Source organism: Dehalobacterium formicoaceticum, assembly GCF_002224645.1.
Taxonomy (GTDB): Bacteria; Bacillota; Dehalobacteriia; order Dehalobacteriales; family Dehalobacteriaceae; genus Dehalobacterium; species Dehalobacterium formicoaceticum.
In genome coordinates this window covers 1,307,320-1,330,483 of the sequence record NZ_CP022121.1, presented here as the reverse complement: position 1 = coordinate 1,330,483, position 23,164 = coordinate 1,307,320, and the positions used below count along the sequence as shown (strand labels likewise).

Genomic DNA, 23,164 nt, shown 5'->3' with positions numbered 1-23,164 from the left:
TTATGGTGTTACCAAGCCACGCTCGAGAATACCTTTTAAACGCTGATCCACATAAGCCTCAATGTTGATACCCTCGGGGAGATATTCCTCTTTGATCATTTTTCCCTGACTATGAATCTCCGCAACAAGTGATGCCTTATGAAAAGGTATCATCATCTGAACCAATAACAGATCCTGGTGCAAAGTTTCTTCAATCATTTTTAACAGAGCTTCCAAGCCGGTTTTTTTCCGGGCAGAAACTGCCACTGCAGGCTCATATTGATGCAGCAAGCGCTTGATCGTGCCCTCATAGGTCACTAAATCCGCTTTATTAATCACGGTAATGATCGGCTTATCTCCGATCCCCAAATCCTTTAACACACGATGAACCGTATCCCCTTGTTCCTCAGCTTGCTCGCTGCTGCCGTCTAGTACATGAAGCAACAGATCCGCTTCCACGGTTTCTTCAAGGGTTCCCCGAAAGGCTGCAATTAAGTGATGGGGCAGCTTACGAATAAAACCTACCGTATCTGTCAGCAAGAAAGAACGCCCATCGCTGAAATCCACTTTCCTGGTAGTAGAATCTAATGTGGCAAAAAGCTTGTCCTCAATTAATACCTGGGCTCCTGTCAAAGCCTGCATTAAAGTAGACTTTCCGGCATTGGTGTACCCAACCAGCGCAACCACTGGCAATTCCATGGCCGCCCATCTTTTGCGATGGAGAGCACGTGATTTTTTTACCATTTCCAAGCGCTGTTCCAGATCAGTGATGCGCTTGCGAATTCTTCTGCGGTCTACTTCCAGCTTGGTTTCTCCGGGACCTCTCGTACCAATTCCCCCGCCCAAACGGGAAAGCACGGTACCCTGCCCCATTAGGCGGGGCAGCAAATATTTTAATTGAGCCAGTTCCACTTGCAATTTACCTTCGTTACTCCATGCCCTTTGGGCAAAAATATCCAGAATGAGCATGGAGCGGTCAATAATCTTTACGCCAATTAAATTTTCTAAATTTCTTTGCTGAGCGGGGGATAATTCATCATCAAAAATTACAACGTCAATCCCTTCCGCCTGTGCAAGCAGCTGAATATCCCGAACCTTACCCTGACCAATATATGTGGCGGCATCCGGGCGGTTCCTTTTCTGGATGTCTTTCCCTACTACGGACACGTCGGCAGTTTCGGCAAGCTGTTCCAGCTCGCTTAAGGATTCCTCCACATTTTCCAGAAGTGCATCTCTTTGCAAAGCAACTAAAAAGGCCTTTTCCCTGTTTTTTATTGCTCCAACTGTATGTAATTGATCTGTCCCTTTATCAATCTCTGCCACTATTGCTAAAAAGTCGATTTCTTTTAAGGCGTTTAACCCCGGCAAAACACGATGGAGAATTCCGGCGTGGTCAGGATCTGATGATTTAAAGGCAATCCCCACGGTACCGACGGTACCGTCTTCTAAAACCCCTAAAGCTGCCATACAATCGAAATGCATCATCTCCAGAGCCGCCAGGTCAACACTGCTTAATTGCCCATCTCCTCCGGGATGAGTATGAACACACCGAACGCCGCTTAACCCTTTTTCACTGCGGCGCAACGAAATCTCCTCTAAAGGAACGGTATCATCATTGCCAATGGCCACATGGAGCACTTTGCCGTGTCTGTCCAGATATACCGCAATCTCTTTACGCGTTATTCTGGTGATAGCTGCCATTTCCAAGGCCAGTACCTCATCAACAACCAGGCCCCGTTCCACCGGCAACTCATATAAATGATTTAATCTGTCCATCATCACCTGGGATATGCCTTTCAGATTGCCGCTAACCTTCATATTCCCCTCCTTTAAGGCTTTCTGCCTTCCACCACCGCCACTACACCGCCAAATAAATTATGGTAAGATGTCTGATCCAGACCGGCCCTTTGGAAAAGTTGGGTCAACTCCTTCTGATGGAGAAAGGCTTTTGCCGAGTCATTGAGATAATGGTATGCCGATCTTTTTTTTGCCCATATTTTGCCCATGAAGGGCACCACCCAATCAAAATAAAGCCAATATATTTGTTTAAAAACAGGTATTTCCGGTTTTGCCATATCCAAAGAAACCACCATGCCGCCGGGTTTTACCACCCGCATCATTTCCTGAACCACAGTAAAAATATCAGGCACATTGCGCAAGCCCCATCCTACAGTCACGGCATCAAAAGAATGATCTGGAAAAGGTAAACTCATAGCATTTCCCTGGATTAAGGTAATTCTTTTATCCAGTCCCGCTGCGGCCACATTACTACGCGCCACATTTAACATCTGCTGAGAAAAATCCAGGCCGGTAACATGGCCAGCTTCACCCACTTGCTCCGCCAATTGTAAGGTAATTTTCCCAGTTCCGCAGCAAATATCCAAAACCTGGCTGCCAGGCTCAGCCTCAGAACGCTTGACGGCATATTTACGCCATCGGGAATCCATACCAAAGGTCATGATGATATTGAGCAGGTCATATTTGCCCGCGATGGTATTAAATAAATCCCGGACATAGCCTTCTTTTTTATCCTTATCAGGTAAGTCTGTCATAAAAACCTTTATTCTCCCTTAATGAATTTCGCCATTAACGCCGGTCCGCTTTTAACAAAATTTCCCTGAGCTGAAATTTCTTCTTCAGTGTAGCGATTAATCCCCGAAGAAACATTTCGGCGGCTGTCATAAATAAGAAAAGGCACCGGTTCTGCCGTATGAGTCTTGATGGAAATGGGCGTGGGATGATCCGGCAAGATTAACAGGCGATAATCTTCTTTCATTTCCTCCAGTCCCCGAAGCAGCCTGCCCACTACCAGCTCATCTATCTTTTCAATAGCGCCAATCTTTTCCTGGGCATTACCCTGGTGCCCCGCCTCATCAGGAGCTTCCACGTGCAGATAAATAAAGTCCTTTCCTGCTTTTAATTCCGCCAGAGCGGCTTCGGCTTTAGCTAAGAAATCAGTATGAACGCCACCGGTGGCGCCGTCTACATGGGGTGTGTTCAGTCCGGCACAGATCCCTAACCCTTTGATTAAATCCACCGCACAGATCACGGATCCTTCCAGACCATATTTATTAACAAAAGGGGTAAAATTGGGTTTCTTGCCCAGTCCCCACAACCAGATTGATGTTGCGGGTTGAAGTCCCAGTTCTTTTCTTTTTTGGTTTACCGGATGATTTTTTAAAATTTCCTCACTTTTTATCATCATGCGCGTCAAAACATCACTTCCTGCCCCTTTCGGCAAATAGGAGCCGATGACACGATCGGAAATATCGTGGGGAGGAGTTAAATCAAATTCCCATGCCCCATTAATCCACACCATTAAATGACGGTAACTGATCCCGGGATAAAAATGAAATTCTTCTGTGCCGATTTCTTTGCTGATCTCTTGAATCAAAAGAGCAGCCTCTGCGCTGGTAATTTCCCCGGCACTATAATCTAGCATGGTTTTATCCCCATAATTTTCTTCCAAAGACAAAGTCACCAAATTACATCTGAACGCGATGTCCTTTTCTCCTAAATCAACCCCCAGGCTTACGGCTTCTAAGGGGGAACGGCCTGTATAAAAAATTTCCGGTTCATACCCCAAAACCGACATATTAGCTACATCACTTCCCGGGGGATAACCCTCGGGAATAGTTTGCACCATACCTGTTTCCGATGATTTAACCAATTGATCAATATAGGGTTTATGAGCCAGCTGTAATGGGGTTTTGTGATCATAGGCAGCCAAAGGATAATCTGCCATGCCATCCCCCAAAATAACGATATACTTCATACTTTTCCTCCTGACACAGATGATACTTACAGTTTAAAAGATCACACCTTAAATGGCAACTAATTGTTATCGATAATTTTATCATATTTGTTCCGGGTTGCGGTCAACATGCCAAGCCTCCAACTCACGGTTGAGTGTCTGTAAATTGTCGATACGTCGGCTTCTCTGGTCTCACCCCGTTCCCCTGACATTCCTAATCTCCTATCTCCTAGTCTGCCTTATTTCGATACTTCTATTGACGGATTCCTTGATATCTTGATACATTTTCATTACGATAGTTCCTTCTTGTTATTTTGATTGTATATTGTCTTAACAGCTTTACTCTTTCTATCAGAATTACTTGGAGCAGTCATTTTCAATTTCCGCGGAGTTCAGGGCCGATTCAAAACATTTTTGGCCAATGAATCGTAATACTATTAGTTGATGCAACAACAAACATTTAATTTATCCCATATTAGGGGGAAAGGTAATGCAGTCTCTGCCGGCTGATTATTTAAGGTGAACTATGACAGTCTCGCAGTTTTGCACGGATAAAGAAATAACGGATCTTTACAATAGGCATGTTGATATGGTATACCCCATTTCCTTGATGCTGCTAAAAAATATAGCGGACGCGGAGGATGCCACGCAAACAACTTTTATTAAGTTGATTGCGTCCAACACCTTATTCTCCAATGAAGAGCACGAAAAGCGCTGGCTTATTTTTGTCACAAAAAACATTTGCAAGGATATGCTAAAAAGCGCCTGGCACTTTCTAATTGTTGCTAAAATATTGACAAGTTAATTGAGAGTGATATAATTACTTATCATAGGTGCCGGGGCGTGTAGCTCAGTGGGAGAGCGTCTGGCTCGCATTCAGAAGGCCGAGGGTTCAAGTCCCTTCACGTCCACCATCATATCGATTCATATGGGCGCATAGATCAGCGGGAGATCGCTTGACTCACATTCAAGAGGTCGCTGGTTCGAAACCAGCTGTGCCCACCAAAAAACCGTTAATTCTCATGAATTAACGGTTTTTTCATGCCATGTTGCTGATAAGGTTACGTATCAGATCAATCATTTTGTGTGAATATTTTCAAAAAACCCTCCCCTTATCCTCTCAATTGTGGTAGAATTTACTTAAGAATGAATGTGCAAGGAGGTGCAACTGATGGAAACTACCACAATTATTTATATTGTCTTAATTTTAGTCGGTTGCATATTGTTACCGATTCTCGGGGGTTTTTGGGCCAGATGTTTAAAATGCTCTGTGAAGATTGGCTTTATTTCTGTCTTCATAGGAAGCCTGCTGGCTTTAGCCGGATTCAGGCTCTGTGTTTCCTGGGATTGTCTCTGTGCTTCCTGCGGTAACACTACTGCTTTGATTGTTATGGCTATTGCATGGATAACTTTTATTTTTCTGGCTTTAACCGCCTATTGTACTCAGCTGAAAAAAAGATGATCTCATCCATTTAAAAACTTCAGCACAAATCAGCTATGATATAAGCACCTTTTTGTTTGGTATATTATGGGATTAACTCATTTTACCAAATCTGAGGTGTATTTCTTTGCGCCTTTAAGGCTTATCTTTTTAAAGGTGGAGAGTATTAGATGATTTCCATTGTAACACGGGTGATTTCAAACTCATTATCAGTGTTCTCCAAGAAACGGGTAACATTATTAAGCATTTGATTAGCATGAGTTGTCTGATTGCTCACAACAGCAATGCCAAGTACAGCCTGATCCCAACTATCCTGATGATCAATTTCGGCAATGGAAACATTAAACTTGTTTTTTACCCGGTCAATGATACTTTTAAGAATCCTCCTTTTGTCCTTTAATGACTGGGAATAATACAAATGAATGTCATAAATGCATGTACCGATAATCATAGCAGCACCTCGCTTCTTCGTATTTAGCAATAGCTAACCGATCTTTACATTGTTATTCTCCTTCTGCTCATGAAAGAAGCACCATTTTTCTTGTCCCTCTGCCATATTCTTGTTTAAAATGACAGTTAAAGTCAATTCCCCTGTTTATCAAAATAAAGGACTTCTCCTTTGATGTCCTTTCCCACATATAAAATTCCGCAGGAAGGTTGGGGTTCTCTTCTCGGATTCGTACAAGAGCCCGGATTAAACATTAAAACCCCATTGATCACCTCATTAAAAGGCTGATGACTATGGCCGAAGACGACACAATCCACCTCATCATCTGAAAAAGCTCTCGCAGCTCTTTCCAGCGTACTCCCTGAAGAACCATCGCCGTGTATTAATCCAATCTTTTTATTGCCTGCCGCAATAATTTTTTTCTTAGTTAATTGATAAATATGATACTCATTCCTTTGATCCATATTGCCATATACTGCCTCAACAGGTGCCAAGGCATTTAAATCAATTAATACACGTTCATCTACAATATCTCCAGCGTGCAGAATTAAATCCACCTCAGCAAAAGCTTGCCAAATAAAGGCTGGGATTTTATTCGCTCTGCCAGGTATATGAGAATCCGATAAAACACCAATAATCATATTCTCAACTCCTTTGATAGATTCATTAGATGATCATAAGAGTAAAAGCTTTTTATCAAATATTTCAGATGATGGTTCGAGAAAATAAAAAAACACATCCTTAATAAAGACGTGTCCCGATGCTCATAAAACAAAAGTCAATAAAAAGTAATTGACCAAATCTATAAGCCGAGTTTTGTTGAAAGTGATCATCTATCTAGGATGCCAGTTACCTGGCATCTCAAGCAACCTTACCCGGGAGCAGGACGGGCCGTCCCATAACTCCTCTATTCGGTCTTGCACCAGGTGGGGTTTACCTAGCCAGCCAGTCACCTGGCTGCTGGTGCGCTCTTACCGCACCGTTCCATCCTTGCCGTCCGGCAAAAAGCCGTCTTAGGCGGTCTACATGTCTGTGGCACTATCCTTGAGGTCACCCTCACTGGCCGTTAACCAGCACCCTGCCCTATGGAGCTCGGACTTTCCTCAGACAGAACCTTTCGGTACTCTGCCCGCGATCACTCAATTTACTCAATTACCCTCTATTCACTTGGATTGTCAGTATAACACCTTTTATGGTAAAATACAAGTCGCATTTTAATTCCTATTTTAATTCCAAAATATATTTGCTAAAGCTGTCCTCCAAAACCAGGTAAATAAAACTTGGTTGGCACCAATCCGAAGGCTGGGCAGATGTCTTTCTGAAAGTAGAACTAAAAATGGTATCAGGTATTAAAGCATCTTCTCTAAAAATAATTTAACTCTGGCATGGCTGGGTGCTTCAAAAAACTGCTGCGGGGGACACTCTTCGATAATTTCTCCCTCATCCATAAAAACAATGCGATGGGAAAGTTCCCGTGCAAAGGACATTTCATGAGTTACCACCAGCATCGTCATATGATCTGCTGCCAACTTTTTTATTACTTCCAGTACCTCCCCGACCAGTTCCGGATCCAGGGCAGATGTCGGTTCGTCAAAAAGCATAATCTCAGGCTTCATCGCCAAGGCCCGGGCAATGGCCACCCTTTGTCTTTGTCCTCCGGACAATTTAGATGGATAAGCATCAATTTTATCCAGCAAGCCCACCTTCGCCAGCTGTTGCTCCGCAATTTCAATGGCAGCAACTTTATCTGTTTTATTAACGGTCATGGGTGCTTCAATCACATTCCCCAGCACCGTCATATGGGGAAAGAGATTAAAGTTTTGAAAAACCATGCCCATCTTGCGATAGGTTGCCCGCACATCTTTTGGAGAAGCAGTCACCTTTTCTGTTACATCTCCTGCGGCCTCCACCACCATGCCCTCTATTTCAACCACGCCTTTGTCTATTTTTTCCAGTTGATTCATGCAACGCAGAAAAGTGCTTTTTCCTGACCCGCTGGGCCCAATGATGGAAACAATTTCTCCTTTTTTAACTTCCAGGGATACCCCTTTTAACACATGAAGATCCCCGAAGTACTTATGAATATTGCTCATACGAATCATGCTCATTTATGCACCGCCTCCTACTCATAAACGGAGTATTTCTTCTCTAAATTGCCAAACAGCTTGACCAAAACGGAAGAAATTATCAAATAAATAATAAATGCCAGGACATAAGATGTAATATTGAAATCCCGGGTGAAAATCTGGTTGGAGATTCTTAATAAATCAGCCATACCAAGCAAAGCCAGCATCGGCGTATCCTTCACCAGATTTACCGCTTCACTGCAGGTCGGCGGTAACACCCGCCGGATGGTTTGGGGAATGATGATGCGGCGCATGGTTTGCCCGTAGCTCATGCCCAAAGCTTTTGAAGCTTCATATTGTCCTTTGTCGATGGACTCGAGCCCTCCCCGGAAAATTTCCGTTAAATAGGCCCCGTAGTTTAAGGAATAAGTAACAATTGCTGCCGGAAGAGGCGATAATTTAATGCCCAGAACAGGCAGGCCGAAGAAAACAAAAAATAATTGCAGAAGCAAAGGAGTACCCCGCCAGATCCAGGTATATAAATAAAGAATTTTTTTTAAAATTGGGGGCCCGGATACCTTGCCCACAGCCGCCAGCACACCGATAGGCAAAGCAATTAGCAAAGTCCCAAAATAAATTTTTACTGTTAATTCCAAACCCGATAACATAAAGGGCAGAATGCTTTTAATATATTCTAGTTGTTCCATGGCTTTCTCCTATCCTCTCTTGATGGCCTCTGATGCTTTACTCATAGATCGAATACTTTTTCTCCAATTTGGCAAAAAGCTGCACCAGAATGGAGGAAATCAGCAGATAAAAGGCAAAGGCGACAATAAAGGGAGTGATTCGATAATCGGCAAAAACCAGCTCCTTAGCTGAACGCATCAAGTCGCCTAAGGTTACGGTAGCAACTAAAGCCGTATCCTTAAATGTGAGGATAGCTTCGTTACAGGTGGCAGGCAGGACCCGTCTGACGGTCTGGGGAATGATGATTCGGCGCATGGTTTGCCAATAACTCATACCCAAGGCTTTGGCCGCCTCATATTGTCCTTTGTCAATGGATTCAATTCCCGCCCGTATTATCTCCGCCTCATAGGCCGCAATATTCAAAACAAAAGCCAGAATCACACAGGCAAAGGGCGATAAGGTAATCCCAAAATAGGGAAAAGCATAGTAAACAAAAAACAATTGGAGCAGCAAGGGGGTACCCCGCCAGATCCAAGTATATAAATGGAGAATCTTTTTTAAAATTTGGGGCCCAGACACCTTGCCAATTGCCACTAATATCGCTAAGGGCAGAATTAAAACTATGACAGTGACATAGATTTTCAGGGATATCCCAAGACCCTTTAAAAGAACAGGTAAAATCTCCAGTATGTATTCCATCGTGTTTTTCCCTTCAGCTTGTCTTATATTACTTGATATTTCATCGAAACAAAAAAAGCAGGGAATAGGAAGCACTTCAAGCATACTTACTATTCCCAGTTGTTGATCTTTTTTAAGATGTTTAGTGATCTTTCCTTAATGGTTATTATTCGATGATGTTTGCTCCAAACCATTTTTCACTGATCTGAGCTGCAGTACCATCCGCTTTCATTTCATCGAGTACCCGATTCAACTCAGCCAGGAAAGCCTTATCTTCCAAACGCAAGCCAACACCATAGGGCTCTTCCCCAAAATAACCTGCTTCTTCCGATAAGATATGGTATTTATCCTGTGCATTTTCCTGGTTAATCAGAAAACGTCCATTCATTTCATTGGTGACCACTGCATCAATACGCCCGGCCTGAAGATCCAATAAAGCCTGGGTGGGATTTTCAAATTTGCGGATTTCCTTCAGTTCTTTACCAATGGGGTCGTCGGTGACCGCAGGCTCCGCGGTACTCCCTGCCTGAAGACCGACAATTTTCCCTGCCAAATCTGCTTTTGTTTTGATGGATGAATTAACAGGTACTACAATCACGTTCTTATCGATCATATATACATTGGTAAAGATGAATTAACAGGTACTACAATCACGTTCTTATCGATCATATATACATTGGTAAAAGCAATTTCTTTTTTTCTCTTTTCTGTGATGCCTAAGGCATTCCAGATCACATCAATGTCCCCGTTTTTCAGATTCATCATAACGCCATCCCATTGGACAGGCTGGAAGACTACATCTACACCCAGCCGTTTGGCAGCTTCTTTGGCTAAATCAATATCAATCCCAACTAACTCACCGGTTGCGTCATGAAAACCGGCCGGGGGATAATTGTCATCCAAACCTACAACAAATTGACCTTTGTCTTGAATCTTAGTCCAAGAGAGGTCCTCGCTTTTCTGCCCTCCACATCCCGCAAAAAAGACAGCTAAAGATAAAATAAATGCCAAAAAAATACTCTTCTTCATTGTCGTCCTCCTTTGATCCTTCGTTTAAAATCGATTTTTTTTGCTTAACATGCTATATTCTACACCAAAGAAGGAACTCCTTCAATACTTTAAGGTATTAAAGTTTTATCTTTTGTAAAATTGTTGCTATTTATTCTTACTCTTTGATAATTTCTTTCAGGGCGGCGATTAATTTCTCATTTTGTGCCATTGTTCCGATGGTGATCCGGGCGCAGGTGGGTAATTGCCAAATTTGGCCCGGCCTGATAATAATCCCCCGTTCCAATAGTTTCTTTGTAATTACCTCAGCATCCCTTTTAAAATCAACTAAGACAAAGTTAGTAAAAGTAGGGGCATAGGTCATTTTCATCTTGGTAAATTCCTGGTACAAATATTTTTTCCCTACCTCTGTTACCCGCATGACCTCATCTAAAAACTCCTGATCCTCCAGGGCACCCAAAGCCCCTGCCTGGGCAACTTTGTTCACCGGGAAAGGTTCCACCACCTTGTTTAAAACGCCCAGCAAATGCTTGGGACCAACGGCATACCCCACCCGGACACCGGCCAGTCCGTAAACCTTGGAAAAGGTGCGCACGATCAGGACATTTCGCTGTTCCTTCACCAGCTGAATAGTTTGAGGGAAATTTGTCTTTTGCGCAAATTCCGCGTAAGCTTCATCAAAAACCACAATACAATTTTCGGGTACCGAAGCCATAAACTCGGCAACTTCATCCTGATAGACAATTGTTCCGGTAGGGTTATTGGGATTACAAATATAAATAATCTTCGTTTTCTCTGATATTTTCCCCTTGATCCCAGCCAGATCATAAGTAAAATTCTTTAAGGGCACTTTGAGCACCCGGCCGCCCATAATCCTTGTCGTCGTTTCATAAACAGAAAAGGTAGGATCCCCAATAATGACCTCATCTCCTTCATTAATGAAGGCCTGGGCAATCAGGAGGAGGATATTATCAGCTCCGTTTCCGAAGATCACCATATCACTTTCAATGCCGTAATTTGCGGCAATTCTTTCTCTTAAGGCCGGACTGCTGCCTTCAGGATACATATAAACACTAGGCAGGATTTGCTGCATGGCAGCCAAAGCCTTAGGTGATGTACCTAAAGGATTCTCATTGGAAGCAAGCTTAACAATTTCTGTGATGCCATATTCTCTGGCGACTTCCTCCACCGGTTTCCCCGGCACATAGGCAATAAGCTTTTCAATCCCTTTACGTGCCAAATTTATTTCTGCCTTATTCTCCAAAATTACCACCTGCTTTTCTTATTTTACCCCACTTTTGTCGTTAGACTGTCCGAAATGATATCTTATTATTATTTAACATCTCTCTCTGGTTGTCAATATTCTTAAGCTAATAATTCTCATATTATTTGGGGTGCATAAAGCAGACGGCCGCAGTTTTCACAATATACAAGATCTTTCTTTGATCTCGCTTCTTTCACAATAATGATCGGAATCACAGAGCGGCATCCGCTGCATGCATGGTTCTCCATAATTTCGCCAATGGGTCTGCCGTGATACTTTTCTTTTCTTTCCTGATACCAGGATAAAGATTTTTCGTCAAGGGTGGTTATGATCTCCTCTTTATCCTCTTCAATACCCTTCAGCTCTTGTTCCTTATTTATTTTCACTCGATTGTATTGAAGTTTTATCTTATTAAAAGTCTGATACTGCACCTTTAATTCATGCTCAATTTGTTTTAAATTTTGATCCAGTTGTTCTTTTCCCTCCATCAAATCGATAATTTCTTGATTAATCCTGGTCATTTGTTCCTCCAGGACTTTAATCTGCAGATCAATATTTTCCAGTTCCTTGACATTATTGCTGCTTCCGCCGTAAAGAAACTCCTTTAATGATTTTATTTTCTTTGCCAAATCCTGAGCCCGTTCCTCGTTGTTTTTTAGTTGATCGGATGTTTTTTTATGTTCTTCTTTTGACCTGGCCAATTGATCCTGTAGTTTAAGAAAACGTTCCTTCATACTTTTCAATTCTTTAAACTGAGGTAATGATTTCAGAGACTGCCGGATTTCCTGCTCTCTTTTTTCCAGCTCTTGTAAATGGTACAATGATTTTATTAACATAACTTTGCTCCTTTCAATTTTGGCAATAGATTCCTTCCCTATCTCCGACAGGATAGGTTCAAAAAGATTCAGCTGATTAACAGAGTTCTTGGTATTAGTGGCAGTTAGTTATCGGACAAATAAAATAGGATAGGGTGCTTAATCCTATCCTAATAAAAACGCCAGGGGTTGGTATTGATTTCACTTGTTAAAATCGTAATCTCATCTTTAGATATTCTGTTTTTTAATAAAGAGGCAAGGCGGGAAATAAAGATTCCTTCTGTGGCAAAATGATCTGCATCAATCACGGCGATACCTTTTGCTAAAGCCTCCTGAGCCTCATGATATTTCATATCACTGGTGAGCAAGCATTGCGCTCCCTTATGTTGAGCCTCTTTCAGCAAAGACATGCCGCTGCCGCCGCAGACGGCAACACGAGAAATCTGCTTTTCTCCTTCCCCCACAACCCTCAGTCCTTCAACAGCCAAAAGTTTTTTGACCTTGTGGACTAATTGGTTTAATGTCATCTGCTGAGAAAGGGAGCCCACCCTTCCCAGACCATCAGCTGCACCTGGTAAAGCTGTCGGATAAAGATCATAAGCCACCTCCTCATAAGGATGAGAGGATATCATGGCCGCGATCACTTGATTCAAAACAGAAGCAGGAACAATGGTTTCCAGGCGGTATTCCGGTGTCTTTTCCAGCTGACCCAGTTTTCCCACAAAAGGATTCGTCCCCGGCAAGGGCACAAAGGTCCCTTCTCCGGGTGCCGCAAAAGTACAATGAGAGTAACTTCCGATATGGCCGGCCCCTGCCTCCGAGATCGCATTCCGTACCTGATCCAGGTAATCCACCGGTACAAAAACGACTAATTTAAGCAAGGCTTCTTCTTTTGTATCTGCCAGGACTGTTACATCCCTTAAGTCTAACAATTCTGCCAGATAATCATTAATACCGCCGACGGCAATATCCAGATTGGTGTGGGCAGAAAACAGAGCGATATCATTTTTGATTAATAGAGATACAATTTTGCCCAAAGGCTGGTGGAAAAGCAACTTCTGCACAGGGCGAAAGAACAAGGGGTGATGAGTAATAATCAGATCTATTCTTTTGCTCACTGCCTCCTCAATTACGCGCGGGTCGGCATCAAGGGCGATCATGATTCGCTCTGCTTCTTGATTTAAATCCCCGACCTGCAATCCCACATGATCCCACTCTTCCGCTAAATGGGCAGGAGCGATATCCTCCATTATTGTCATCAATTCCGAAACCTTCATAAAGACGCCCTCACTCTCTCCATACCCGCAATTTTCTCTTTCATTTCCTCTTTTTGTACTTGTCCCTTAGGATGGGCCGCATCATCCAAAGCCTGGTAAATATCCTTGAGAATCCTAAGTTTTTCTCCCAGGTAAGCTTTCAAAAGAAGATGCTTCTTCTTTAAAAGCACCGGACCAAACTCCATTTCCTCCAGGGTGAGAGTACTTCGTCCCGGTTCGGCTGCAATAATTTCATAAAACAAATCACCTTCATAAACCAATTCTTCATCCACGATTCTCCAATTATTTTCAACCAGCCATTCCCTGAGTTTCACCACATCACGCATAGGCTGCAGCACCAACCGCTGGGTTTGACCTAAAACCGCCGGTGATGCTGATAAAATATGGATCATCGTCAAAGCCCCGATGCCTGCGATGACAATTACCTGAGCTTCACCCGATGTTAATACCTGCAAGCCGTCCCCTAAACGCAAAGATACTTTTTTGTCAATCGACAGCAGACTGACCAATTGAGACGCTTTAGTCAAAGGCGGTTCATGAACATCTGCCGCGATCACATAAGGAGAGATGCCTTCCATAATAAGGTGTGCCGGTAAATATCCATGGTCTGTACCGATATCTGCCACGACGGATCCGGTTGGAACAAAACCGGCCACAGCCGCTAATCGCTCTGAAAGCTTGATTTGCATAGAATGCATCACCTCAATCCTGTTCATACTCATATTATTCAAAATATAATCATCATAATCCTTCCTGATAAACAGAGTTCTTCGCTTCAAGGAGCAGATTATTAATGGCAGTGAGTATCGGATAAACACAAAAAAGCAAGTAACCATGATCTTTTGGTTCTTGCTTGCGCTAATGAAATAAATGGTGGGCCCACCTGGGATCGAACCAGGGACCGACCGGTTATGAGCCGGTGGCTCTACCGCTGAGCTATAGGCCCTAAAATGGCTCCCCGAGTTGGACTCGAACCAACAACAACTCGGTTAACAGCCGAGTGCTCTACCATTGAGCTATCAGGGAATGCTTATCTAGCAACAACCATTATACTAAAACTTTCTTTGAAGGTCAATAAAATTTTACTCCAAATAATCCTTCAGCTTCTTGCTTCGGCTGGGATGACGCAACTTTCTTAATGCTTTGGCTTCAATCTGACGAATACGTTCTCTGGTGACCCCAAATACCTGACCGACTTCCTCTAAGGTTCGAGAGCGGCCGTCCTCCAGGCCGAAACGTAATTGCAGTACCTTCTTCTCCCGATTGGTGAGAGTTTCCAATACTTCTTCCAACTGTGCCTTCAGCAACATAAATGAGGCTGCCTCCGCCGGTGCCGGGGCATCTTCATCCTCAATAAAATCCCCCAAATGACTGTCTTCCTCTTCGCCAATGGGAGTCTCCAAGGAGACAGGTTCCTGGGCAATTTTCATGATTTCACGTACCCGTTCCACAGGTATATCCATTTCCTTAGCAATCTCTTCAGGTATGGGTTCCCTGCCTAATTCTTGGAGCAGTTGACGAGACACTCTAATTAATTTATTAATGGTTTCCACCATATGCACAGGAATTCTAATGGTTCGCGCCTGATCTGCAATGGCTCTGGTAATGGCCTGGCGAATCCACCAGGTAGCATAGGTGCTGAATTTAAATCCCTTTTGGTAGTCAAACTTCTCTACCGCTTTAATTAAGCCTAAATTTCCTTCCTGAATCAAATCCAGGAAAAGCATGCCTCTGCCCACATATCTTTTGGCAATACTGACCACTAGACGAAGATTTGCCTCAGCAAGCCGTCTTTTCGCCTCTTCATCCCCAGCTTCCATTCTTTTGGCAAGCTCAATTTCGTCTTCCGCAGTTAGTAAAGGTACGCGTCCGATTTCTTTTAAATACATGCGCACAGGATCATCTATCGCTACACCTTCAGGAATAGATAGATCCAACTCATGTTCTTCGGGGGTAGAAGCAGCCTCATCCTCATTATCGTCATCGGTACGATCCAATGGTTCCAGATTAGCACCGGATCCGGAAGTAACCAAGATTCCCTCATGACTCAAGTGTTCATAAATATCATCCATTTGATCCGGCGATAAGTCAATCTCACTTAAAATCTCAATAATTTCCGTATAGGTTAACGTACCCTTCTGTTTTCCGGTTTCCATGAGTTTCTTTACTGCTTCGATTTTTGATTGATCCGGCTTCATTATGTCCCCCCTTCCAATAGGCAAAAATTATTCCTTTAATTGCTGCATTTGCTGTTGCAGCATATTCAATTCCTGCAACAGCGCCATGATATCTCCGGTCATATTCTGTTGTTGTTCATAGCTTTGAATTGCTTCTTGAATTTCTCGCATTCGTTTCTTTAACCGGTAGAGGTTAATGGTTTTTATATAATCCCGTACTAATAATTTTTTATTAATATTTTCCGGGTTATCTTCCATAAATAACTGGGATAGATATTGTTTTAAATTTTCTTCATCGATACGTTCAATCAAAGTCGCGGGCAACCAATCAAAATCCGGGTATATCTCCCCGATAAATTCCAAAATCCTGGTTATGCTCTCATCTGTTGAGAAATTCAATCCCAAAGTATTTTCCACATGATCAAAAATATTACGATTTTCAATCATCAGCTTGGTCAAATTCTTTTCTGCCAATAATTGAGCATTATTTTTGCCGCCTAAATCAGAGCTTTTGATCGAACCTATTTCTTTGTTAGTATGCTTTCTCTTGCTAAAATTATCCTTATTTGATACGATTCCTTTGATTTGTCTTAAATCAGCATAGATAGATTCGATGGAAATATTCAAAGTGCTTGCTACCAGCTTGATATATTGATCTTTTTCCACCTGACTTTTTATTTTTGCCAGATCAGGCAAAAGTTCCTGGACCACATCCGCTTTACCTTCAATTGTATGAACATTATATTTTTCCATGGCCGCCTGAAGCTTATACTCCACCAAACTAAGAGCCTGCTCTGCTGCCAGTTGCACCCAGGCTTGATAACCATGCTGATGCAAAAAATCATCCGGATCCATGCCCTCAGGAAGCTTCAAAACCCTTACTCTGAAAGCCAGCTTCTGCAAAATTTCCAATCCACGGTAGGCAGCCTTCGCTCCGGCTGCATCTGCATCATAGGCGATAAGAACGTTCGAAGAATACCGTTTTAATAGTTTTCCCTGCTCCGGAGTCAGAGATGTTCCCAATGAAGCAACAGCATTTTTGATGCCAAATTGATGGGCAGTAAGCACATCCATATAACCTTCCATGAGCACCGCTTCATCCTTTTGCCGAATCATGCCGGCAGCGTTGCTTAATCCGTACAAATTCTGTGACTTACTAAAAATCGGTGTTTCTGTAGAATTGAGATATTTTGGTAATTCATCATGAATTCCCCGGCCACCAAAGGCAATGACCTTACCCCTAAAGTCTTGAATAGGAAACATGATCCGATTGCGAAATTTATCATAGTAAGTTTCCCGAGAACTCTTGGCGGCAAGTCCGGCTTTTTCCATCTCGTTTTCTGTATACCCCTGAGATAATAGTTGTTTGACTAAATAATCCCATGATTTTGGGGCAAATCCCAAGCGAAACTCCCGGATTACCTCCAGACTGATTCCTCTTTTTTTAAAGTAATTCAAGGACTCCTCAGCCATGTCAGATTTCAGTAAAATTTGATGATAATAATCTGCTGCCGCCTCATGCATATTTGTCAATCTGATTTTCTCAGTTTGATGAGCGCTTACCTGGCTCCCTTTAACATTTTCCGGAATCATAACACCAACTTTTTCCGCCAACTTTGCTGCGGCTTCCGGCAATGTTAAATTCTCCTGCTCCATAATGAAATGGATGACACTGCCTCCCTTATGACAACCAAAACAATAAAAAATTTGCTTATCGGGAGAAACAGAAAATGATGGTGTGTCCTCCATATGAAAGGGGCATAGCCCAACATAATTTTTACCTTGCTTTTTTAAATTGACATAATCGGAAATTACCTCCACAATATCTGCTTTTCCGCGAATTTCCTCGATAATTTCCGGCGGTACAAATCTCATGCTCTGCACCACCTCACTTAAATGCTGCCAAGATTGTGATTAATGCTATTAATAAATGATCACTAGCTATCTTTCGCCATTTTTCCGCTTTTTCCTTCTTTTTTATGCAGATGATATTGCTTTTTAGAACTTAAATCTCGAAAAAGATATCCTCAGGTTATGATTCCAGCAATCGGAGCAGCGATTCCAGAAAATTATTTCGATCCTCCCGGGAAAAAGCTGACGGTCCTTTCGTCTTGCCTCCTCCTCTGCGCACCTTTGCGGAAACATGACGCTGCATCAGAAGACTGTTAATATTATCCCCGGTAAATATCAAACCACGGGGAGAAAGAGCACGGCCGTTTCTACCTAATACCAAAGCCGCTAAACCATAATCCTGGGTTACAACGATATCCTGATCCTGTATGCGATTGACAATGACAAAATCTGCGGCATCCTGTCCTGTATCAGTAACAATAACCTTGACACCCGTTCCTTCAGAAATCTGATGGTTAAAAGAGGCCACCATTTCCACAGGAATATTTTTTTCTCTCCCTACAGAAATTATGACGTCTTTCACTGGACAAGCATCAGCATCAACCAAAATCTTCAAAGAGACCCTCCTCCGAAATATTATTATATTCGCGTTATTTTCCAAAATTCCTGCATAAACAAAGTTCTTGGCATCAGGTGAAGTTTTTACTGCATCTGATGCTTAGAAATCGTTATCCGGTATTAGTGGCAGTTAGTTATCGGATAAATCGAAAAAGGGCGTTTTGGGGGAGTCAATTGACATTGCAAGCGTTTTTAGTATTTCCGTGGATATGGTAATTTATACCTGATTGCCATGAAGGCAAGGACCCTTACCATAAAAAAATTTTAAAAAAATTAAAATTAATTGTATAAGAAGAGCAAGCTTGGTTAAAATAAACTCAGAAGGAAGATCATAAACTCTGCCGCGTAGTTCGTCACTACTCGGATAGTCTGACCAGCGAAGAGGTTTGTAATTCTTCCTTCTATTTTTTTACTCTATGCGAAAGCCTCCGGGTACAAAAATATGATTAAATTGGGCAATGGCATACCGATCCGTCATTCCTGCCACATAATCACATACCTGAACATCATGATCATCTCCGGACTGATATTCCTCAGGCAAATCCTCAGGATGCTTTAAATAATAAGAGAAGAGTATTTTAAGCATATCCTTGGCCTTCGTTTCTTCCCATTTGGCTTTCGATCCAATATAAACCCGTTTAAATAAAAAACTTCTCAGTTCATCCATAGCGGACTTAATCTCACTGCTCATCCCAATCTCCCCCCGACTGATGTTGCATTTGATCAAATCCTTTACCATCGCATTAATTCTTTCACTGTGACGGGAACCTAATACCTTAAGGCAGTTGAAAGGCAAATCGTTTTTGGTAATAATTTTCCCCTGGATGGCATCATCAATATCATGATTAATATAAGCAATGCGATCAGCGATTTTAACTACCTGGCCTTCCAGAGTGGCCGGTTTCATGGGCCCGGTATGATTTAAGATCCCGTCTCTTACTTCCCAGGTAAGATTCAGTCCTTTTCCCCCTTCAAGCTTTTCTACGATGCGCAAGCTTTGATAATTATGGCGAAAACCATCCTTCATCATCTCATCCAAAGCTTCTTCCCCCGCATGACCAAAAGGCGTATGGCCCAAGTCATGACCCAATGCAATGGCTTCTGTCAGATCCTCATTTAAACGTAGTGCCCGGGCTACGGTGCGGGCAATTTGCGCCACCTCCAAGGTATGGGTGAGACGGGTACGAAAATGATCTCCTTCAGGAGCGATGAAAACCTGAGTCTTTAACTTCAGACGGCGAAATGCTTTGGAATGAATAATTCTATCACGATCCCTTTGGTAGGCAGTGCGTATCTGGCATTCCTCCTCCGGGGTATTCCGGCCAAGTGTCGTTTTACTTTTTTGTGCATAAGAAGACAAGTGTTTGATTTCCCAACCTTCAGTCTGTTCACGAATCAACATTTTTGATCACCTCTTGATAAACAGAACTCCAAGCATTAGATGTTATTCCTTTACATCTAATGCTTAGCAACCGTTAAAGGCTTTGTCAGCAACATCCCATTTAGCCCCTCAAGAGGGGCTTTGGAATCAAGTTGCTCCACTACATTATAAATACGTGAAAAGAACAAAAGTTCCTGCTAAAATCTGAAAAAAATTGTGGGGTTCACTCAATCTCAGCCATTACATCCGACACCTGAATCCTTCTGTCAATCAATCCTTCTTGCTTCAACCATTCGATATTGTTCTGCCATACTGTTTCTGATTGGGATAAAAAAGGAGCGTCTGCCGATGCCATCAAAGGGAGAAGGGTTTCCAAACTCTTTCTTTCCACTGTTTCCGACAAAGGAAAATTCTCTTCATTTTGGTGCTTCATCAGGATCTCCAAGGATTCCTCGGGATGATCCTGCATATCCCGGAAACCTTTTTTGCAAGCGCGCATAAAGGAAGCCAGCATTTCACTGTCCTTAGCTATGGTTTCATCGCTGGCAAGAAAGACTGATTCATAATAAGCAGGCACACCATATTCATCCAGCATAAACCAGTTTACTTCAAATCCTTCCTCTTCTAACTGGGGTACCTCATGATTCACCAAGCAGCCAATAGTAGCATCCACATTTTTTGTGGTCATGGAAGACATGAGATCAAACCCAACGTCAATCATAGTCACATCATTATAATCGGCGCCAACATGATTCATGATACTTTTAATCAGGGCCTCACTTAATTCCGTTCCGGCATAGCCAACGGTTTTGCCGACTAAATCCTTGGGAGAAGTAATGCCTTGTTCTTTAAGAGAAAGAACAATATTCAAAGGAGATTGTACTACGGCACCGATGGATCGCACGGGTACATTTTGATTGGCCCGTGCCATGATTATGTCCTGTAAATAATACAAACCTATTTCTGCCTGATTGGCCGCCACCAAGGATAAAGCATCATTGGTGTTGGCAGGAAATTGAACATTCACCTTTAATCCTTCCTCGGCAAAATACCCTTTATCCATAGCTACATATAAGAAAGTATGCAAAGCATTGGGATACCAGTCCAGAACAACATCTATTTCCCTTAGCTGTTCATCTTTTTCCCGGCTGGAATTGCCTGTGCTGCAACCGACAGCTGATAAGATCAAAATCAATACGATCAACAAAAGAACTATCTTTTTCATTTTTTACTCCTCCGCATAATATTTCTATCTATTGTTTTAAACTATAAATTTAGGCATTGCCTTAGGTTAATCAGGTTGAATTTCAAATTTCTTTATGCCAACGAACTACTGCCTTCTCCAACAGAGTCACCAATCCTACAATGGCCATCGCCACAAGGGAGAGCAGGATAATAGGAGCAAAGACACCCGCTCCGTCCAGCTGGGTCATCATGCGGCGGCTGAAATAACCCAGACCGCTTTTGGCACCCAGCCATTCTCCAATGGCCGCCCCGATAATACTTAGAGGAATGGCCATTTTCAGAGCCGAGAAAAATGCAGGTATGGCAGTCGGTATCTTTAATTTCATAAATATTTCTCGCTTACCGGCCCCATAGGTATAAAGCAATTCCTCCATTTCAGTTTTGGAAGATTTTAAACCATCAAAAACAGTTATAGTAATGGGGAAAAAAGTGATCAATACCGTCACCAAAACCTTGCTCCAGATACCGTAACCAAACCAGAGCACAAAGAGGGGAGCAATCGCAGGGGTGGGTATGGTTTGGGAAGCGATAATCACCGGGTATAAGGCCTTTTCCACTATGGAATTGGCATCCATGACAATAGCCAAGGCCAGACCTAAAATTAAAGAAATGAAAATCCCTAACAAGGTAACCAGCATGGTGGCCGGCAAATGGACACCAAAGAGAATTTCTCTCAGCTCCCAAGTTTTCTCCAAAACCTCAATCGGCGTGGGGATGATATAGGCAGCATTGACCTTCATAGCAACAATTTGCCAAAGGATGAAAAGAAGAAAGACAAAACATACCGCCAGGAGGTTCCCTTTTTGTGTTTTCATCAGGAAACCACCTGCCTTCTCAACATCTCCAGAAGATCATTTTTCAATGCTGCGATCTCCGGTTTATTCAAACAGGCACGGGTACGCATCTTGGGTAGGGGTACCTGAATCCTCTCCAAAGTATGAATGGGCGTGTGCCCCACGACAAAAATCGTTTGGGACAGGAAGATCGCCTCTTCAATATCGTGAGTGATAAACAGAATGGTTTTTTGAAGCTGCTGCCATTCAGTTAAAAGCCATTCCTGCATTTCCAGTTTCGTTAAAAAGTCAAGAGCGCTGAAAGGCTCGTCCAAGAGCATCAATTCAGAATCTGTTAAGATCGTACGGCCGAAAGCGACGCGCTGACGCATCCCTCCTGACAATTCCTTGGGATACTTATTGCCATAACCTTTCAATCCGATCTCCTCTAAAACCTCATTTCGTCTCCTCTCCCTTTCAGTTCTGCTTAATCCCTTTAATTCCATAGGCAGCTCCAGGTTTTGTCCAATGGTTCTCCATGGAAAAAGAAGATCCTTTTGAGGCATGTAACCTACATAACTTTTCTGTCCGATGATGTTTTTTCCTCCTACATCAATGGTTCCTGACTTAGGGTGAAGCAACTGAGTAATCAGGCGAAAGATGGTGCTCTTTCCGCAGCCGCTAACCCCAATCAGGGAAGCAAATTCTCCCCTCGCAACGTGAAAGGACAATTCTTCGATAATATCCACATTCTCAGTGGGATATTGATAGCTAACTTTATGAAAATCCAACATTTTAATACTCCATATTCCAGGCCATATCCCAGAACATCCTTTCATAGAGGCTGCAATTAACAAAGATGGTCATCAAATTTTGGATTTGATCCTCAGAATAATCTCTGGCTAAGGAATCCATCATGACTAATAGGGCATCATTAGTGTCAACATATTCTTTAGAGGTATATCCTTGAACCCATTCTCCATAAAAATCATGGGTCAGGGATTGGGGATGGGCTGACACAATGCGGCTGCCTATTTCTTGATAACTCCATGAACAAGAAAGAATGGCAGCGGTTATTTCAGCCACATCTCCCTGGAAACCAATGGACAACATATAATTGGTATAGGAATCATTAGCCGGAGATTTCCGGGCATTGGCCACCTCATCCTGGGTAATGCCGAGACGATTCATATAACTTTGATGGATCTTCATCTCCCCATTGAGAATCTGATCCACATTATCGGCAAAAAAGCGCATCAGGTTGGGATCTTTGGCTTTTACTACCCCTAATGCAAAAACCTTGGCATAGTCATATAGATATAAATAATCCTGCAGCATGTAAAAACGGAAACGATCCATAGCCAAATCTCCCTTGCCAATACCTTGGACAAAGGAATGCTGATGATATGATTCCCAGATCTCCTGGACGCTTTCATATAATCGTTTCGAAACCGATATGTCTTTTTGATTCGCTGTCAATTTCTTCACTCCCATTTCTTTCAGACAAGGGAATTACCTTCATCAGGACGGAAAAGGGATACGCCTCATAGGCATATCCCTTTTTATCTAAAGATATATTTGCATCCCTACGTTGGCATTATCCACATCAGGTAAGGTCGAAGATGATTATCTTCCTCTCAGCCTCTTCTAGAAGCTCCCTTGCTCTTTTAACTTTAGATTATCATATAGATTTACAGCTGTC

At 42.6% G+C, this 23,164-nt stretch carries 22 protein-coding genes, 4 tRNA genes, 1 other RNA gene, 1 pseudogene and 1 riboswitch; of the genes and pseudogenes, 4 read left to right on the top strand and 24 right to left on the bottom strand.

The window, feature by feature from the left end; translation table 11 throughout:
- The 3 genes from hflX to CEQ75_RS06555 are packed head-to-tail and all read right to left on the bottom strand — an operon-like array spanning position 1 to position 3,754.
- Positions 1-1,797: a GTPase HflX gene (gene hflX, locus CEQ75_RS06565; protein ID WP_089609615.1), complete on the bottom strand. Its 1,797-nt coding sequence runs from the start codon at positions 1,795-1,797 to the stop codon at positions 1-3.
- Positions 1,798-1,808: 11 nt separating this feature from the next.
- On the bottom strand, positions 1,809-2,531 hold the full coding sequence (locus CEQ75_RS06560; RefSeq protein ID WP_089609614.1) for a demethylmenaquinone methyltransferase: 723 nt from the start codon (positions 2,529-2,531) through the stop codon (positions 1,809-1,811).
- An 8-nt stretch (positions 2,532-2,539) separates the two neighbouring features.
- Positions 2,540-3,754 (bottom strand): cofactor-independent phosphoglycerate mutase, encoded by a 1,215-nt coding sequence (locus tag CEQ75_RS06555; RefSeq protein ID WP_089609613.1) that lies wholly within the window; start codon positions 3,752-3,754, stop codon positions 2,540-2,542.
- Between the two features lie 505 nt (positions 3,755-4,259).
- Here CEQ75_RS06555 and CEQ75_RS19495 point away from each other — a divergent pair.
- From CEQ75_RS19495 to CEQ75_RS06535, 4 genes are all read left to right on the top strand, one after another.
- Positions 4,260-4,538 (top strand): RNA polymerase sigma factor, encoded by a 279-nt coding sequence (locus tag CEQ75_RS19495; protein WP_089609612.1) that lies wholly within the window; start codon positions 4,260-4,262, stop codon positions 4,536-4,538.
- Positions 4,539-4,572: 34 nt separating this feature from the next.
- Positions 4,573-4,647 (top strand) — tRNA-Ala (locus tag CEQ75_RS06545).
- A gap of 16 nt (positions 4,648-4,663) precedes the next feature.
- Positions 4,664-4,738, top strand: a tRNA-Val gene (locus CEQ75_RS06540).
- 166 nt (positions 4,739-4,904) lie between these two features.
- On the top strand, positions 4,905-5,195 hold the full coding sequence (locus CEQ75_RS06535; RefSeq protein ID WP_089609611.1) for a hypothetical protein: 291 nt from the start codon (positions 4,905-4,907) through the stop codon (positions 5,193-5,195).
- 145 nt (positions 5,196-5,340) lie between these two features.
- On the opposite strand, the gene CEQ75_RS06530 is transcribed toward CEQ75_RS06535, so the two are convergent.
- The 21 genes and pseudogenes from CEQ75_RS06530 to tenA all read right to left on the bottom strand — a co-directional run bounded on the left by CEQ75_RS06530 (position 5,341) and on the right by tenA (position 22,941).
- Entirely contained in the window at positions 5,341-5,625 is a 285-nt protein-coding gene (locus CEQ75_RS06530) for a DUF503 domain-containing protein (RefSeq protein WP_089609610.1), read from the bottom strand.
- Positions 5,626-5,756: 131 nt separating this feature from the next.
- Complete coding sequence (locus tag CEQ75_RS06525; protein ID WP_089609609.1) at positions 5,757-6,263, bottom strand: metallophosphoesterase family protein; 507 nt, start codon at positions 6,261-6,263, stop codon at positions 5,757-5,759.
- A gap of 148 nt (positions 6,264-6,411) precedes the next feature.
- Positions 6,412-6,773, bottom strand: an RNA gene (gene rnpB / locus CEQ75_RS06520) — RNase P RNA component class A.
- Positions 6,774-6,971: 198 nt separating this feature from the next.
- Positions 6,972-7,730: an amino acid ABC transporter ATP-binding protein gene (locus CEQ75_RS06515; protein WP_089609608.1), complete on the bottom strand. Its 759-nt coding sequence runs from the start codon at positions 7,728-7,730 to the stop codon at positions 6,972-6,974.
- Positions 7,731-7,744: 14 nt separating this feature from the next.
- On the bottom strand, positions 7,745-8,395 hold the full coding sequence (locus CEQ75_RS06510; protein ID WP_089609607.1) for an amino acid ABC transporter permease: 651 nt from the start codon (positions 8,393-8,395) through the stop codon (positions 7,745-7,747).
- Positions 8,396-8,432: 37 nt separating this feature from the next.
- On the bottom strand, positions 8,433-9,074 hold the full coding sequence (locus tag CEQ75_RS06505) for an amino acid ABC transporter permease (RefSeq protein ID WP_089612532.1): 642 nt from the start codon (positions 9,072-9,074) through the stop codon (positions 8,433-8,435).
- A 145-nt stretch (positions 9,075-9,219) separates the two neighbouring features.
- Positions 9,220-10,082, bottom strand: a pseudogene (locus CEQ75_RS19490) (amino acid ABC transporter substrate-binding protein).
- 136 nt (positions 10,083-10,218) lie between these two features.
- Positions 10,219-11,325, bottom strand: coding sequence for a histidinol-phosphate transaminase (gene hisC / locus CEQ75_RS06495; RefSeq protein ID WP_157677352.1), 1,107 nt, complete (start codon positions 11,323-11,325; stop codon positions 10,219-10,221).
- Between the two features lie 116 nt (positions 11,326-11,441).
- Positions 11,442-12,161 carry a zinc ribbon domain-containing protein gene (locus CEQ75_RS06490; RefSeq protein ID WP_089609605.1) on the bottom strand — a complete coding sequence of 240 codons (720 nt, stop codon included), beginning with the start codon at positions 12,159-12,161 and terminating at the stop codon, positions 11,442-11,444.
- 149 nt (positions 12,162-12,310) lie between these two features.
- Positions 12,311-13,417 (bottom strand): Nif3-like dinuclear metal center hexameric protein, encoded by a 1,107-nt coding sequence (locus CEQ75_RS06485; RefSeq protein ID WP_089609604.1) that lies wholly within the window; start codon positions 13,415-13,417, stop codon positions 12,311-12,313.
- Positions 13,414-14,106, bottom strand: a complete 693-nt coding sequence (locus tag CEQ75_RS06480; protein ID WP_157677351.1) for a tRNA (adenine(22)-N(1))-methyltransferase — start codon at positions 14,104-14,106, stop codon at positions 13,414-13,416. The genes CEQ75_RS06485 and CEQ75_RS06480 overlap by 4 nt, the downstream gene beginning before the upstream one ends.
- Before the next feature lie 182 nt (positions 14,107-14,288).
- A tRNA-Ile gene (locus CEQ75_RS06475) sits at positions 14,289-14,363 on the bottom strand.
- A gap of 5 nt (positions 14,364-14,368) precedes the next feature.
- Positions 14,369-14,443 (bottom strand) — tRNA-Asn (locus CEQ75_RS06470).
- Positions 14,444-14,499: 56 nt separating this feature from the next.
- On the bottom strand, positions 14,500-15,615 hold the full coding sequence (rpoD, locus tag CEQ75_RS06465; protein ID WP_089609602.1) for an RNA polymerase sigma factor RpoD: 1,116 nt from the start codon (positions 15,613-15,615) through the stop codon (positions 14,500-14,502).
- 27 nt (positions 15,616-15,642) lie between these two features.
- The gene (gene dnaG, locus CEQ75_RS06460) at positions 15,643-17,469 is read right to left on the bottom strand and encodes a DNA primase (RefSeq protein ID WP_089609601.1); all 1,827 of its coding nucleotides are present in this window, start codon (positions 17,467-17,469) and stop codon (positions 15,643-15,645) included.
- 157 nt (positions 17,470-17,626) lie between these two features.
- Positions 17,627-18,061, bottom strand: coding sequence for a YaiI/YqxD family protein (locus CEQ75_RS06455; protein WP_089609600.1), 435 nt, complete (start codon positions 18,059-18,061; stop codon positions 17,627-17,629).
- Positions 18,062-18,472: 411 nt separating this feature from the next.
- Positions 18,473-19,465 (bottom strand): deoxyguanosinetriphosphate triphosphohydrolase, encoded by a 993-nt coding sequence (locus tag CEQ75_RS06450; RefSeq protein ID WP_089609599.1) that lies wholly within the window; start codon positions 19,463-19,465, stop codon positions 18,473-18,475.
- 202 nt (positions 19,466-19,667) lie between these two features.
- Positions 19,668-20,669 carry an ABC transporter substrate-binding protein gene (locus CEQ75_RS06445; RefSeq protein ID WP_089609598.1) on the bottom strand — a complete coding sequence of 334 codons (1,002 nt, stop codon included), beginning with the start codon at positions 20,667-20,669 and terminating at the stop codon, positions 19,668-19,670.
- Between the two features lie 82 nt (positions 20,670-20,751).
- Positions 20,752-21,504 carry an ABC transporter permease gene (locus CEQ75_RS06440; protein ID WP_089609597.1) on the bottom strand — a complete coding sequence of 251 codons (753 nt, stop codon included), beginning with the start codon at positions 21,502-21,504 and terminating at the stop codon, positions 20,752-20,754.
- Positions 21,504-22,256 carry an ABC transporter ATP-binding protein gene (locus CEQ75_RS06435; protein WP_089609596.1) on the bottom strand — a complete coding sequence of 251 codons (753 nt, stop codon included), beginning with the start codon at positions 22,254-22,256 and terminating at the stop codon, positions 21,504-21,506. The genes CEQ75_RS06440 and CEQ75_RS06435 overlap by 1 nt, the downstream gene beginning before the upstream one ends.
- 1 nt (position 22,257) lies before the next feature.
- Positions 22,258-22,941, bottom strand: coding sequence for a thiaminase II (gene tenA, locus CEQ75_RS06430; protein WP_242965391.1), 684 nt, complete (start codon positions 22,939-22,941; stop codon positions 22,258-22,260).
- Positions 22,942-23,027: 86 nt separating this feature from the next.
- A riboswitch (TPP riboswitch) is annotated at positions 23,028-23,133 on the bottom strand.
- Positions 23,134-23,164 lie beyond the last annotated feature (31 nt).

Bases quoted from the DNA above. Each gene is read 5' to 3' on its own strand.
- hflX (WP_089609615.1), bottom strand. From the start codon at position 1,797: ATGAAGGTTAGCGGCAATCTGAAAGGCATATCCCAGGTGATGATGGAC.
- CEQ75_RS06560 (WP_089609614.1), bottom strand. From the start codon at position 2,531: ATGACAGACTTACCTGATAAGGATAAAAAAGAAGGCTATGTCCGGGAT.
- CEQ75_RS06555 (WP_089609613.1), bottom strand. From the start codon at position 3,754: ATGAAGTATATCGTTATTTTGGGGGATGGCATGGCAGATTATCCTTTG.
- CEQ75_RS19495 (WP_089609612.1), top strand. From the start codon at position 4,260: ATGACAGTCTCGCAGTTTTGCACGGATAAAGAAATAACGGATCTTTAC.
- CEQ75_RS06535 (WP_089609611.1), top strand. From the start codon at position 4,905: ATGGAAACTACCACAATTATTTATATTGTCTTAATTTTAGTCGGTTGC.
- CEQ75_RS06530 (WP_089609610.1), bottom strand. From the start codon at position 5,625: ATGATTATCGGTACATGCATTTATGACATTCATTTGTATTATTCCCAG.
- CEQ75_RS06525 (WP_089609609.1), bottom strand. From the start codon at position 6,263: ATGATTATTGGTGTTTTATCGGATTCTCATATACCTGGCAGAGCGAAT.
- CEQ75_RS06515 (WP_089609608.1), bottom strand. From the start codon at position 7,730: ATGAGCATGATTCGTATGAGCAATATTCATAAGTACTTCGGGGATCTT.
- CEQ75_RS06510 (WP_089609607.1), bottom strand. From the start codon at position 8,395: ATGGAACAACTAGAATATATTAAAAGCATTCTGCCCTTTATGTTATCG.
- CEQ75_RS06505 (WP_089612532.1), bottom strand. From the start codon at position 9,074: ATGGAATACATACTGGAGATTTTACCTGTTCTTTTAAAGGGTCTTGGG.
- CEQ75_RS06490 (WP_089609605.1), bottom strand. From the start codon at position 12,161: ATGTTAATAAAATCATTGTACCATTTACAAGAGCTGGAAAAAAGAGAG.
- CEQ75_RS06485 (WP_089609604.1), bottom strand. From the start codon at position 13,417: ATGAAGGTTTCGGAATTGATGACAATAATGGAGGATATCGCTCCTGCC.
- CEQ75_RS06480 (WP_157677351.1), bottom strand. From the start codon at position 14,106: ATGCAAATCAAGCTTTCAGAGCGATTAGCGGCTGTGGCCGGTTTTGTT.
- rpoD (WP_089609602.1), bottom strand. From the start codon at position 15,615: ATGAAGCCGGATCAATCAAAAATCGAAGCAGTAAAGAAACTCATGGAA.
- dnaG (WP_089609601.1), bottom strand. From the start codon at position 17,469: ATGAGATTTGTACCGCCGGAAATTATCGAGGAAATTCGCGGAAAAGCA.
- CEQ75_RS06450 (WP_089609599.1), bottom strand. From the start codon at position 19,465: ATGTTGATTCGTGAACAGACTGAAGGTTGGGAAATCAAACACTTGTCT.
- CEQ75_RS06445 (WP_089609598.1), bottom strand. From the start codon at position 20,669: ATGAAAAAGATAGTTCTTTTGTTGATCGTATTGATTTTGATCTTATCA.
- CEQ75_RS06440 (WP_089609597.1), bottom strand. From the start codon at position 21,504: ATGAAAACACAAAAAGGGAACCTCCTGGCGGTATGTTTTGTCTTTCTT.
- CEQ75_RS06435 (WP_089609596.1), bottom strand. From the start codon at position 22,256: ATGTTGGATTTTCATAAAGTTAGCTATCAATATCCCACTGAGAATGTG.